At 60.8% G+C, this 14,393-nt stretch carries 7 protein-coding genes and 1 pseudogene; 7 read left to right on the top strand and 1 reads right to left on the bottom strand.

What is annotated here, in order from left to right; translation table 11 throughout:
- Positions 1-226: 226 nt before the first annotated feature.
- From ACZY0Y_RS18040 to ACZY0Y_RS18010, 7 genes are all read left to right on the top strand, one after another.
- Positions 227-1,135 carry a sugar ABC transporter substrate-binding protein gene (locus ACZY0Y_RS18040; RefSeq protein ID WP_463959575.1) on the top strand — a complete coding sequence of 303 codons (909 nt, stop codon included), beginning with the start codon at positions 227-229 and terminating at the stop codon, positions 1,133-1,135.
- A 30-nt stretch (positions 1,136-1,165) separates the two neighbouring features.
- Positions 1,166-2,671 carry a sugar ABC transporter ATP-binding protein gene (locus tag ACZY0Y_RS18035; RefSeq protein WP_463959573.1) on the top strand — a complete coding sequence of 502 codons (1,506 nt, stop codon included), beginning with the start codon at positions 1,166-1,168 and terminating at the stop codon, positions 2,669-2,671.
- Positions 2,672-2,673: 2 nt separating this feature from the next.
- Positions 2,674-3,690, top strand: coding sequence for an ABC transporter permease (locus ACZY0Y_RS18030; protein WP_463959571.1), 1,017 nt, complete (start codon positions 2,674-2,676; stop codon positions 3,688-3,690).
- 160 nt (positions 3,691-3,850) lie between these two features.
- Positions 3,851-5,032 carry a M24 family metallopeptidase gene (locus ACZY0Y_RS18025; protein WP_463959569.1) on the top strand — a complete coding sequence of 394 codons (1,182 nt, stop codon included), beginning with the start codon at positions 3,851-3,853 and terminating at the stop codon, positions 5,030-5,032.
- Positions 5,032-7,149 (top strand): hydantoinase/oxoprolinase family protein, encoded by a 2,118-nt coding sequence (locus ACZY0Y_RS18020; RefSeq protein WP_463959567.1) that lies wholly within the window; start codon positions 5,032-5,034, stop codon positions 7,147-7,149. The genes ACZY0Y_RS18025 and ACZY0Y_RS18020 overlap by 1 nt, the downstream gene beginning before the upstream one ends.
- Before the next feature lie 2 nt (positions 7,150-7,151).
- Positions 7,152-8,918 (top strand): hydantoinase B/oxoprolinase family protein, encoded by a 1,767-nt coding sequence (locus ACZY0Y_RS18015; protein ID WP_463959565.1) that lies wholly within the window; start codon positions 7,152-7,154, stop codon positions 8,916-8,918.
- Between the two features lie 992 nt (positions 8,919-9,910).
- A complete protein-coding gene (locus ACZY0Y_RS18010; RefSeq protein WP_463959563.1) occupies positions 9,911-13,771 on the top strand; it encodes an RHS repeat domain-containing protein in 3,861 nt (1,286 codons plus the stop codon).
- 287 nt (positions 13,772-14,058) lie between these two features.
- Here the strand turns inward: ACZY0Y_RS18010 and ACZY0Y_RS18005 are convergent.
- Positions 14,059-14,289 (bottom strand): annotated as a pseudogene (locus ACZY0Y_RS18005) (ATP-binding protein); the annotation flags it as partial.
- Positions 14,290-14,393: the final 104 nt, after the last annotated feature.

The following is a 14,393-nucleotide window of genomic DNA, read 5'->3' as shown; positions in this document are numbered from 1 at the left end:
AAGTAATCACGAGATCAACAGCATCAGCCTTGAACTCATCAGAAAACGTGGGACGGGAAGACATGGGAACAATCCTTTCAAAGACTGTCTCACATCAGTAGTACACCTCAACAGAAGATTCCTGGCCGTAGCATCTCTTGCTGCGACTCTCTCCTTCGCGCTGTCGGCTTGCGGTGGGATTTCGAACGCCGGAAACGCCGGCGGACAGCATGTCTTCACCGTGGGAATGACGCTGCCGACGGCCCAGAATTCGACCATTCAGGGCATCGCCGACGGCCTCCGGGCCGAGCTCGAACAGCACGGAGGAAAACTCATTACGGCTGACAGCCAGTTGAGCATTGACAAGCAGATCGGCGATATCGACCAGTTCATCACGCAGAAGGTCGACGCGATCATGGTGTTTCCGTTGGACTTTCCGACGCTTAAGAGCGTGTTGGGCCGGGCGGACACGGCCGGCATCCCGCTGTTTGCCCATGACGCACTGATGGAGGACGCCGGCGCCGAGGCGCTGGCCCCGATCCGGGCCGAAGTGGTGACCGGGCGGAAGCAGCAGGCGCAGGAGGCAGCCAAGTTCATCGCGGAAAAGACGGATGGGGCCGGTGAAGTTGGAGCGATCGGCATCGCGGCCCCGGTGACCACAAACATCTACCTGCTGGACCAGTTCAAGCAGCAGCTGGAGACGCGCGATGGCCTGACATTCGCTGGTCAGAAGGGAAACCCCACCGACGACGCAGCAGGAGCACGGCCTTTGGCTGAAGCCTTCCTGACCCAGTACCCGGCCCTTTCGGCCATCTACACGTACAACGACCCCAGTGCCATCGGTGCTGCAGCCGCGGCCAAGGCAGCGGCCAAGTCCAAGAAGATTGTCGTGACGGGCTTTAACGCCAGTCAGGACGGACTCGATGCCCTGAAGAACGGCACCATCGATGCCACCTGGGATTACAAGCCAGTAGAGGTGGGCCAAACCCTGGGCCGGCTGATCGTTACATCAGTCATGGAAAAGAAGCCGATCGGGCACTTCTACCAGATGGATGTCGCCATGGTTACGCCGGAGAATGTTGGCTCGTTCGTGCCCTGGTCCGACCGGGTCAAACAGATCACCGGAGGAAAGTACCTTGGCCTGCCCGTCAAGTAGCTTCCTCCGTACCAGGGCTTCGGAAGGACGATGATGCTCGAAATCATCAGCGTGGTTAAGAGATATCCGGGCACGACGGCCCTTGGCGGCGTAAGCCTCTCAATCTCCCCCGGCGAAGTACTCGCTATCGCCGGCGAAAACGGCTCGGGGAAATCAACCCTCATGAAGGTCATTGCAGGCCATTTGGCACCTGATTCCGGCCACCTCCAGGTGGATGGGAAGGCAGTGAACTTCACCAGTCCCAGCGATGCGGTTACCGCGGGCATAGGGCTGGTGGAGCAGGAGCTGGCCGTCGCACCCCATTTAACCGTTGCCGAGAACATCCTTCTCGGCACCCTGCCCATGCGACGCTATCTGGGGTTGGGAATCGACTGGCCGCAGGTCCAGAGACGTGCGAGGGAGATCCTGGATGTCCTTGACATAGATGTTGATCCACAGGCCATCGTGGGTCAGCTCCCCATCAATATTCAGCAGCTGGTGGCGATCGGAAGTGTCCTTTCCCGCCGCCCCCGGCTGATGCTGCTGGACGAGGCAACCAGCTCCCTGTCCGAAGATGAGACCGACCGGCTGCTGGGTACCCTGCGGCGACTCAAGAACAACGGCATGGCGATAGTGTTCATTTCCCACCGCATGCGTGAAATACGTGAAGTCGCCGACCGGATCGTCGTTCTTCGGGATGGGTGCGTCAGCGGTGCGGCCCCCATGGGAGATGTTTCAGATCGCGACGTCGTCAAAATGCTGGTTGGCCGCGTTCTGGACGATGTCTTCACGTCGGAGCGGACGGTCACCGAACGAATCGTGCTGCAGACCGAGGCCCTATGCGCAGCCGATTTCATCGAGGACGTGTCAATTACGGTGCGGGCAGGCGAGGTTGTTGGCCTGGCAGGGCTCATGGGCTCAGGCCGCTCGACTCTGGCCCAGACCATTTTCGGCGCTGTCCCGCGAACCTCCGGGGCGGTGCGGCTCGATGGGCGGGATGTCAGGTTCACTCACCCCGCCCAGGCGCTGAAGGCCGGGGTTGGGTTTGTCGGTGAAAACCGGAAAGCTCAAGGAATTTTCCCCGGCCGATCCGTTCGGGAAAACGTGTCCGCCTCCAATCTTGCCGAGCATTCTCAGGCCGGAATCATGTCGGCGACACGCGAAAGAAGTCTCACCCGAAAGGTCATTTCGAATTTTGGCGTTAGATGCGTCGACACCGAGGAACGTATTGAAGCACTTTCCGGTGGCAATCAGCAAAAAGTACTGCTGGCACGTTCCATCGTTCGGGAGCCCAAGCTGCTGATCCTTGATGAACCAACGCGCGGCGTTGATGTCGGGGCCAAGGCCGAAATTTACGAGCACATCGCCAAGGCCGCGGCGAAGGGCATGGGATTCTTGGTGGCCTCCTCTGAGCTCACAGAACTGCTTGGCCTATGCGACACCATTTACGTCCTCTCCCACGGACGAATCGTGGGACGACTCGACAGGGAAACAGCAACAGAGGAACGCATTGCTGCGTTGGCTTTTCATTCAGAACAAGAAAGGGAAGTGGCCTGATTATGGCAATTTCAACACCACAGACCACGAATGCTGATAATAACATTCCCCAAGATCACAAGCTGGCACGCAGGAAAGTTGGATTCAGCCCCAAAGTTACGCTCTCCATTGTCCTTATTCTGCTGATTGTTTTTTTTGGCTCATTTCAGCCCAACTTCCTGACCGTGGAGAACTTAGTAAACATCCTGCGTCTCCAAACGGTCCCCCTCATATTGGCCGTGGGAATGACAATGGTTGTTTTGACCGGCGGTGCGGATCTGTCGATCGGATCTGCCCTGGCGCTCTCCGGAATCATCGCGGGGACACTGTATCTAGCCGGCGTCCCTTCGATCGCCGTCATCGCCGTCACCTTGGTCTCAGGCATGGCCTTGGGCCTCCTCAACGGCGTTCTGGTCGGTGTCTTGGGCATGTCATTCTTTGTGGTCACTCTGGGAACGCTCTCCGCGTACCGAAGTCTTGCCCTGGTGGCCTCGGAAGGAAAATCGATCCAGCTCGGAGATGCACCACTGTTCCTCCAGATTGGCGACGGAAGTCTTGGGCCCGTTCCCGTCCCCGTGCTGATCGCGGCCGTCGTGGTAGCCCTTGGATACTTTGTGCTCGGTCACACGAGCTGGGGACGCAAGATCTACGCGGTCGGTTCCAACAGGGAAGCCGCGCGGCTGGCTGGTATCAGGGTGAAGCGGGTCCTGCTCTCCGTGTACGTGACTACTGGCCTGTTGGCGGGGCTGGCTTCCATCATTCAGATGGGCAGACTCACCTCAGCGTCCCCCGTCGTAGGCACGGGAATTGAACTGCAGGTCATTGCCGCCGTACTGCTGGGCGGAACAATAATGTCCGGGGGTTCGGGCGGACTGGGAGGCACGGTCATGGCCGTTCTCATGATGGGTGTGCTTCAGAACGGCCTGACACTGTCTGGAGTCCCGGACTTCTGGCAGGGCACCATTACCGGAACCATCCTCATCGTGGCCGTCTACATGGACCACGTCCAGCGGCGCCGACTAGGCCTGGGCGCCGACTGATGACGAGCGTCGCGATAAGACGAATTTATCGAAAACGTAATTGCTGCAGATTTTTAAGTATGCCGGTGAGATGCAGAATTGCTTCTCGTTTCAAACACGGAGAAGCTGCCCCATTTCCTAACACGGCGTCCAGCGGTTTTATCTAATGAGGAGATCAAAAATGGTTAAATCAAGTTTGCTGACTTCGACTTTTAGCACCCTAAAGAAGAAGATCCGGGACGGCCGTATCGAAGCTTTGTGGGAAGAAATGAGGTCTGATGGCCTGGGCGCGCTGATCGTGGCCGGACGAGGACTCATCACCCAGTACGGGTACCTCGAGTACGTGACAGGTTACTGCCCCCAGGTTCGTCTCGCATATGCAGTTGTCATCCCCGGTGAGGAACCGATCATGGTTCTGCCGACCACCTCCGATGCGTGGTTCGCCAAGCAGGCCACACATCTCTCAGACGTCAGGGCAGCTGGCCAGGGTGATGTGATTTCGGACCAGGACAGCCTTCCCCAAGTAATTGCCGCCGTCGTCAGTGAACACCACGCGGATACCGGGAAGATCGGGGTGGTCGGCCTGCGCCACATCGTTCCGGTCGGCGACTACGAGATGCTGTGCGCCGCCCTGCCAAGTGCGCAACTGTCTGACGCAACTGCCCTGGTGGGCCGGATTAAGGCCGTAAAGACCCAGGAGGAAATCGATGAAGTCCTGCGGTCGGCCGTCATTGCCGATGCAGGTCTGAATGTCTTCCGGGAACGGGCGGCCGTGGGAGTCTCCGGCTGGGAGTTGTGGGGTGACATGCAGCGTGAGGTCCGCCGGAGGGGCGCTCGTGAGGTCTTGATCATGGTGGGTACCAAACCATACTTCAACGACGTTCCAACCGCTGACCCGCTTGTTGAAGGCGACCTCGCCAGCGTCTATGTGGAAATCACGGGGCCCAACGGGTTCTGGGTGGAGAAGGCCAGCTTGTTCGCCTTAGGACAGATCAGTAACGAAAAGCGCCGTATTGCAGAGACCACTCTGGCCGCCCATGAGGCCGCGCAATCCCAGATGCGGGTCGGCAAGACTGCAGCTGATGTAGCAACGGCCATCGAAAAAATCGCGGCGCCGGCAGACGTCGATTCCGGGATCTGGCACGGTCATGGCGTCGGGATCGACCATGACACTCCGGTCCTGACCGAGACCGACAACACCATTTTGGTCGAGGGCATGGTTCTTGCATTGCACCCGAATTTCGTGAATTCACGACTGACTGAAGGGGCAAGCATCGCAGATACATTCGTCATCCAGCAGGACGCTCCCCTGCAGGCTTCCAACATTTCTCAAGAAATATTCCAGATCGGGGAGGGGAACTAATGTCCTATCAAGTTGGCATTGACGTCGGCGGAACATTTACGGATTTTCTGCTGGTAAATCAGGCGACGGGTATCAAGCGGCAGCACAAGACCTCAACAACGCCTGCAGACCCTTCCAACGGGATCCTGAACGGACTGTCAGAATTGGGGGTGCTCGAAGGGCTATCGGAAAAGGAATTCTTTTCGCAGATCGATCTCATCGTGCATGGCACGACCGTAGCCACAAATGCGGTTCTGACGGGGCGAGGTGCCAAGACAGGGCTGATTACGACGGAAGGGTTCCGCGACATCCTGGAGATGCGCCGCGGCATCCGTAGCCGTAAGCATCTCTACGACAACAAATATGTGGCACCGCAACCGCTTGTGCCCAGGGATCTGCGTAAAACGGTTACCGAGCGCGTGGACGTTGATGGCAACGTCGTGACACCCCTGGATGTGGACTCGCTGCAATACGCAGTCGGGGAACTGGTCGCTGAAGGCGTCGAGGCCATCGCCGTCTGTTTCGTCCACTCCTATCAGAACGCGGCGCACGAGCAGGAGGCCCGGAAGATCATCGAAGAGTGCGCTCCCGGGATCTTCCTGTCAATCTCCTCTGAGGTTCTGCCACAGATTAGGCTCTACCCGCGGATCAGCACCACGGCTATGAATGCCTACCTCGGCCCGGTCGTTCAGCGATACATGAAGGAGATTGTCGGGCGACTGGCTGAACGAGGCGCAAACGGGACGCTGATGGTCATGCAGTCCAACGGCGGTATCACCTTGCCCGCGACCGTGGCGCATCTGCCGGCCTCGATAACGATGTCTGGGCCGGCCGCCGGTCCGGTCGCAGCTTTGGCCTTCGTGGCACAGCGGGGCTGGGCGGACTGCACCGTCGTTGATATGGGAGGCACGAGCTTCGACGCTTCTTTGGTCAAAGACGGTGAAGTCCAGATCACTCGGGAAGGCGAGATCAACCGCCATGTCATCTCCCTGCCCACAACACACGTAAATACCATCGGCGCTGGCGGTGGATCCATAGCTTGGATCGACGACGGCGGAATGTTGCGTGTGGGCCCGCAAAGTGCCGGCGCCGATCCCGGGCCCGTGGCTTATGGCAACGGCGGTGTAGAACCAACTGTGACGGATGCTGACGTTGTCCTCGGGTACATTGACCCAGAATATTTCCTGGGCGGCCGTGTCAAGCTCCGAAGCGATCTTGCGGCCGCAGCAATAGCGGACAAGGTCGCTCGTCCGCTGGGCCTCACCGTCGAAGAGGCCGCCGCCGGTATCTACGAGATGGTCAACTTGGAAATGGCAGCTGGAACCAAGAATATTTCCGTCGAACGAGGCTATGACCCAAGGGAGTTCCCCATGGTTGTGGCTGGCGGCGCCGGACCAGTCCATGCGGGCATGATTGCGCATGAGCTGGAGATACCCGTGGTAGTCATCCCGAGACTGTCCTCGGTGCTGTGCGCGGCAGGCATGTTGATGGCCGACCTGCGACACGATTTTGTCCGCGCTTTCAGCACCAGGTTCTCGCAGATCGACTTGAACCGAGCTCACGCACTGATCACGGAAATGTCAAAAGAGGGCGACGCGCTGCTAGAACTCGAAGGAGTTGCTGACGCGGACCGCAACGTGATCGTGTCGGCCGACATGCGCTACATCGGACAGCACCACGAGGTGATTGTCAGCTTCAAAGCTGGAGATCTCGATCCCACGGATCCGGCCGGGCCAGGCAGAGTCGCCGAGCTCTTCCACTCCCGGCACGAACAGCTGTACGGGTTTTCGGCCGCAGGTGCAGACCTGGAGATGCTCAGCCTCCGGGTGGCCGTGGTAGGCCGGAGGCCAGCGCTCGACCTCGCCGAGACGGGTACCGGGTCCGAGACTGAAGCTTCCCCCAAGGGATGGCGCGCCGTCTACCTCAAGTCTCTGGCCCGGAAGGAATCAGTGCCCGTTTACGATGGGCAGTCTCTTCCCGTGGGGCAGCGGATTGAGGGACCGGCCATTGTCGAGGAACCCACGACGACGGTGTTTGTCCCTGAATTCTTCGACCTCGAGCTCGATGGCTCGGGTAGTTACGTCATGACGCGCAAGAACTTTGATGCCTCGTCTCTGCTCATGGAAGGACAAAAGTAGACATGTCACAGGTACAGGTACCAGCACAGGCGAGGAAAGCTCTTAACCCTATCCTTACCTCAGTCATTGCCAGCCGGATCAAGGCTATTGGGGAACGAATGGGCGTAGTCGTTGAACGCAGCACCAGGTCCCCTTTGCTCGTTGAAGGCCGCGACTTCTCGTTGGGTATTTATGATCAGGATGGGCGGCTTATTGAGCAGACGGAATACATTCCCATCCTCGGCTACGCCGCTGCGCCGGCAATGCGGCATATCGCCGAAAAATTCAAGGACAGAGTCAAGCAGGGAGACGTGATTCTGCACAATGATCCTTATACCGGAGGCAATCAGGCCTCCGACTGGAAGGTCACCAAGCCTGTCTTCCATGACGGGGAACACATTGCCTGGGTAGTCATTACAGCCCACCAGGCTGACGTCGGCGGCGCGGTTCCGGGTTCATACAACCCCAATGCCACGGATCTCTGGCAGGAAGCGCTGAGGCTGACTGCAGTCAAGGTCTACGACGGCGGCGTGCTACGCGAGGACGTGTGGGATCTGATCTTCGGTAATGTCCGTCTCAGCGTCGTTGAAGAGGACATTCGTGCAATGATCGGCGCCTGCACCGTAGGCGAACGCGAGCTGCAGGTGCTGGTCGACCGCTACTCCGTTGACACCTTTAAAGCCGTCGTCGAAAGCATGCTCGACTCAGCGGAGGCCATGGCCCGTCAGATCATCACCAGGATGCCGGATGGTGTTTACAAGTCCCAGTGGCAGGTCAATTACGACGGCATCACCCCTGACAGCACCATGCAGATTAGGGTTGAGATTACTGTCAAGGGCGACCAACTCGTCTTCGATTTTGCCGGAACGGATCCTCAGACACCCGGGTACGTCAACGCACCTTTAGCTGTGACCCTCTCCTCCGTCATGATTTCCTTCTTCATGTTGGCGGATACGGAAATTCCGCACAACGACGGAATCATGCGTTGCATCGAGGTCAAAGTACCCAAGGGCAGCATCCTGAACTGCCAATATCCGGCGGCGTCAGGATTCGGTAACCACCTGTCAGACCAGATCTGTTCAGCCATTATGCTGGCCTTCTCCGAGGCCCTTCCGGAGCGGGTAACCGCCGGCTGGAACCCGCTGCTGTGCTCCATTCTCAACGGGCAGGAAGATCGGAACAGTTCACCGTTCGTGGACATTCTCATCAACGCTTGTAAGGGTGGCGGAGGCGGGACCCAGGGTGCCGATGGTTATGACCATGTGGGGCTCATCGCTTCCGGTGGTGCCCTCGGTGCGCAGGACCCCGAGATGTTCGAACTGATGATGCCCATCTTTATCCGGAAATTTGAATACCTGCAGGACTCCGGGGGCGCAGGAGAGTGGCGCGGAGGACTGGGTGTTGAGTCGATCTTCGAGTTCAAAGCCCCCAGTATCCAGGCCAGCATCTTCGGGGACGGCGATACAGACGAGTCGGCCGCGCCGGGGCTCAGCCAGGGGATGCCCGGCTCGGTTAACCTGATCGAATTCACGTATCCGGACGGTGACGTGGTCGTCCCGAAGTCCAAGGACCTGATCACAGGGCTGCCGGCTGGGACGTTGTATCGTCAGCTCGCCGGCGGTGGTGGCGGATTCGGAAATCCCCGAGTCCGCCCAGCCGAACGGGTAGCTGAAGAAGTCCGTTTCGGATATGTGTCCGTTGCCTCAGCCCGTGAACACTACGGTGTTGTTGTTGATGAAGCCGGGATAATCGACCAGAAATCCACTGACGCACTTCGTGGCGTCGCATAGCTGCACCTCTACCGAGACATCAGTGCTGGCCCGGGCCCCACACGGTCCGGGCCAGCGCGCCACCCCTTTCGGAATCCATTTTCCCGTCTGCGTGTCAGTGTTGGTCGAAAAGTAAGCATTTTTGAATATGTAAGTCTGAACGGAGCCCACCAGGACGGCCCGACCGGGTACCTTCACACCGACTCTCGATGCGGTCTCGGGTCGTCCTCGAAACTGCTGCGTGCACCCGGGGATCGGATTAAAACCGACCGGCGGGACGCCCGGGTCCCGGCCGAGATGCTCGCCGTCGGCTCCGTGACCGAGGTGCGGATCCCGGACCCGGAGGAAGAAGCCCTCAGGGACTTTTCCCGGCTGCGCTCCGGGACGGCCAGGGACCTCGCGCACGCCCGCCTGGGAATGTCAACTTCAATTGAGCCCACTTGGAGAGGGAATGGCAGTCTGACGGGACCCATGTCAGGGCGGCTCCGGATTCGCCCTCTTGAGTGGTGGGGACGCCCCCGACGCTTTGTTTTCTGGCGGGCAGTCGTACCGATTTTGAAATCCGATCTCCGGAGATGCATATGGACCGGGGCCTGGCGTGAGGCGTCATCAAATGGACTGATAGGGATGGGCTCGGGCCCCTGCGCGGCCTAATTCAAATTGTTGACGAAAATTGTAGAGTTGCGTTACAACGATGTCGGTTGAGTGGCCTTGAATTGCTGCAGGGGCAACGATCCAGAATGCAGCGGTGACTGGACCGGCATGCCTAGATTCCGCTTATTTCAAACCCAGATTCGGTTCTCATCCGGCCTCAACGCGCCAATCATTTGGCGGTCCTTGGTTTGTCACGTCCACCCACTACGGGTACGGCGCCGGCCGGATTTTGCTGGTAGTTTCGGATATTTATTAACTCCAATCGCTTGCTTAATGTTTCAACGCGGCTGATGATCAGCATGTGCTCGCTGGGGGCGCGAAGTTGCTCGCTGGGGAGCACAACTTTTTGGGGGCGCAGCATGGCTGCAGCACGGTCTCTTCTGTCCGGTCTCGTTCTTTCCGCCGTGGTTCTGACCGGGCTCGCTGTCCCGGCAGGAGCGGCACAAACACCAACCGCGGTGCACCCGCCGGGGGCAGCGTTCACCCGGGGCCCCGCGTCCCTGGAGCCGGCGGCTTCCGTTCCGGCGAACCTCGGCGTGGCGATGAATCTTCCGCTCGTTGACAACCTGCCGCCCGCCACTGGACCGGACGGCCACCTGGCCGGGTCCCGGTCCGCGGCCGGGATGGTGAACCGTGATTTGACCGACACCATCAAGCAGAGCTGGAACCCGACAACGGGAAATTTTTTGGTCACCGGGAAACTGCTGCACCTGGAGGGCCCTGGCCGGGACATTGACCTGTCCTGGCGGTACAACAGCATCAACGATGACCGGCCCACCTTGTCCGAGGGAGCCTTGGAAACCGCCCTGAGTGTGGGGGCCGACAGTTCGCTGACGTACACGGCGGCCGATGGGGGAACGTACAAGTTCATGCCGAAGAAGGGCGGCGGGTGGGCGGTGCCGGCGGGACTAAATGCCACGCTCACGAACAGTCCCGGCGCCGTGTCACTGCGGTTCAACGACACCGGCTACACCAACGACTACGAGCAGTTCGGCGACGTCTTCCGCCTCGCATTCGCCGGCGCCCACTACAGCGCTGCCGCGGACCGGATCGCCTACGCCTACGACACCGACGGGCGGCTGGCCACAATCACGACGGCCACCGGCCGCCAGCTCCTGTTCGAGTACAACGACGACGACAACGCCGGACAGCCCGACAAAATCATCGACCAGACCCTGAACCGGACCATCACCATCGAGTACGACATCGACGGCCGGATGAAGGACATTTTCGACGCCACCGGAACGGCAACCCGGCTCGAATACGCCAACGGCAAGATGGTCCTGGTCCGGGACGGACTGGGAACGAGAAACGAGCTCTCGTACGACGCGAACAGCAAAGCCGCGAAGGTCATCTACGCATCAGCCGCCGCCGGCTCAACCGGCACCGCGACCTGGAACTTTAGCGCCGCCAAGGCTGTCGGAGCCTGGCGCACAGCCCTCAAACCCGCCGGCACACCCGCGATCGCCCTGAGCTCCTTCAGCACCGCCTCCACCGAAACGGACACCACCACGGTCTCACTGCCCGCCCCTGCCGGGCGGGCGGCCGGTGATTTGCTGGTCGCCTCCTTTACTGCGGACAGGAATCCCACGGCCGCCGTACCGGCGGGCTGGACCGCGATCATCAACGGACTAGGCATCAACAGCACGGAGTCCTCGGGTGCGCGGGTCTTCGCCTACTACCGGGTGGTCGGTTCCTCCGACCCGGCGAACTACACCTGGACGCTCAGCACGGCCAGGAAATGGGGCGGCGGCATCGGCGCCTACACCGGCGTCAACACCACCACACCGCTGGACAGCGCTGTGGCGACCGCAGTGGACAGCAGCTACGCCGCTACCAGCATCGAGGTCGGCAGCATCACCACGGCCAGCAACGGTGCCCTGCTGATCGGCGGCCTCGGATTCGACAGCTCCAACTCCGCCGCCACTCCGCCAGCGGGATGGACTGAGCGCTGGGAAACCAACGGCGGCCAGATCGCCGAACAGGCCGACAAGATCCAGGACGCCGGCGCCTCAACGACCCACACGCTGCAGGCGGTCGACGCCACCACCTCGACCTTGACGGACACCGCCGGCCGGGTCACGACGTACAAGTTCAACACCGCCCGCCAGATCACCTCCATCACCGACCCGCTCGGCAACGTCATCACGGACACGTTCGACGCCCAGGACAACCACCTGAGCCGCCTGGATGACCTGGGCAACCTGACCACCTCGACCTACAACCCGAACAACACCCTGAAGAACACCACGTCCCCGGCCGGCGCGGCCGGCGGGACCGGCAAACAGGTCGACTACACCTATCCGGCACCCACCGCGGGCGAGGCATGGCTGGAGTTCCAGCCGATCTCCTCCACCGACAGCGAAGGCCAGGTCACGAACTACACCTACGACACCGTCCTGGGCCTGCCGTTCCAGACCGTCACCCCCGGCGGCGCGACCGGCCAAGGGACGAAAGTCAACCGGCACGAGGGCGACGCGGCGGGCACGAGCTGCGGGGCGCTCCGGGGCCAGCTCTGCAAGACGATCGACGGCAAGGGCAACACGACCTCCATCACCTACGACGCCGCCCGCAACCCGGTCACCATCACCCGCCCGGCCCCGCTCGGGTCCATCACGAACACCTTCGATGCTGCGGGACGGGTCGCGACCAGCAAGGACGGCAAGAACCAGACGGCCACGTACGCCTACGACGGCAACAACCGGCTGCTGCAGACCCGCTTCGGGACCTGTGTCCCGGCGACCTGCGTGACCTACACCTACGACGCCAACGGCAACCTCAAGACCCGCGTCGATGCAGCCGGGACCACCACCCACTCCCACGATGCCCAGAACCGCCCGACGGCCAAGACCACCGGCGGCGTCACCACGTCACTGGCCTACGATGCCGCGTCCAATATCACCGGCTTCACCGACCCGACCGGGACCGTGAATTACCGCTACGATGCCGCCAACCGGCTGACCGCCCTGGCCGAACCCGGCGGATCCTGCCCCGCGACCCCGGCCTTCCCCAACGCCACCAAGTGCACCGGGTTCGGCTACGACGACAACAACCATCGGACCGCAACGATGTACCCGAACGGGGTGAAGAACGCCACGGTCTACGACCAGGCCGGAAGGATCACCTCCATCACCGCGACCAACACCGCCGCCGCGGTCCTCGCCAAGCGCTCCTACACCTACACCTCCACCACCGGCGCCATTGCCAGGGACGGCGCGCTGCGGAAGACCATGACCACCGAAGCTGGGGCCCTCACCACCTACACCTATGACGCCGTGCAGCGGCTCAAGACCGCAGTGACCGGTTCGGTGACCGAGGCCTGGACTTATGACCTGAACGGTAACCGGCTCACCTCAGCCAAGACCGGGACCGGCACCGTCCATTCCGCGTACAACGCCGCGGACCAGCTCTGCTGGACCGGCTCCTCCGCGGGCTCCTGCTCAGCACCGCCGTCCGGGGCCTCGACCTACACCTACGACGGCAACGGCAACACCACCAAGGCCGGCACCCCCACCTTCGCCTGGAACACCTTTGACCAGATGACCTCTGCCGGTGCGACCAACTTCGCCTACGCCGGGTCGTCCAACACCGAACGCACCACCGCCGGGGCAACCACCTTCCTCAACGGCTCCCTCGGCATCACCCGGCAAACCGCCGCAGGGGCAACAACCTCGTTTATCCGCGACCCGGACGGTACGCTCATCAGCATGCGCAACAGTGCCGGGGCGAGCTTTTACTACACCACCGACGCGCTCGGCTCGACCATCGCCCTTACCGACAGTGCGCAGGCCAAAGCCGCCTCCTACGCCTACGACTCCTGGGGCGTCACCACCGCCACCGGCGCCCAGGCTGCGGCGAACCCTTGGCAGTACGCCGGGGGCTACAAAGACGCCGCCACCGGCTACACCAAATTCGGCGCCCGCTACTACGACCCGGGAATCGGCCGCTTTACGCAGCCAGACCCCTCAGACCAGGAAGCCAACCGCTACCTTTACGCTATGGCTAACCCCATCAGTTTGATGGATCCTACCGGCCTTCTCTCCTTTGGAGATGTTCTGGCAGGAGTTGGGCTGGCAGTCGGAATCGCTGCTCTATTTACACTGACTGCTCCCGCGATGGGAATGGGACTGTCACTGCTGGCCGTCGCCGGGTTCTGGACTTCGGTAGCAAGCGCAGGGTATCAATGGGGCTGCAGCGCACAAGGCGGAGGATGTAGGTAACATGCCAAATCAACCACGCTCAGGGCTCCTGACAATCAAGCTCACCATCCTCAGTTGCGGCATCAGCGCTCTGGCAATGTATCTTGGCTTTTCTTCGACCGAGGGGCAAGGACGCATCGGGTATGCGATTATCGGGTCGATCGCAATTCTCGTCGGGTTGGTCGCATCGGCCTACCTCATTCGGATGATGAAGAGACAGCCATAGAATCGAACTCCCGGCGAGGTCGTGGCTACTTGACCTGGTCTGGGCCGATGCGCGTCCGCCTCTGTCGGCTCGTTTGACCGGCTCAGCTGGTTTGTTGGAGGGTGTGGGCGAGTCGGTAGGAATCGGTGCCGGTTTCGATGATGGTGCCTTTGAAGGTGAGTCTGTCGACGATGGCGGCGCAGAGGCGTGGGTCGGTGAAGGTTTTGGTCCAGCCGGAGAAGGATTCGTTGGTGGCGATGGCCACGGATGCTTTTTCTTCGCGTTCGGTGAGGACCTGGAAGAGCAGTTCGGCGCCGCGTTTGTCCAGTTGAATACTGGCTTCCAAGGGAGCCACCTGTCGTGCGCTTCAGAGCCACCTGCCCAGATCACGGATCGTGTCGTTCAGAGCCACGATTGGCGTGGTTGAGAGCCACCTGA

The organism is Pseudarthrobacter kochi, from assembly GCF_055412805.1.
Note: the sequence above shows the minus strand (reverse complement) of the source record. Positions and strands in the feature narration are given on the sequence as shown.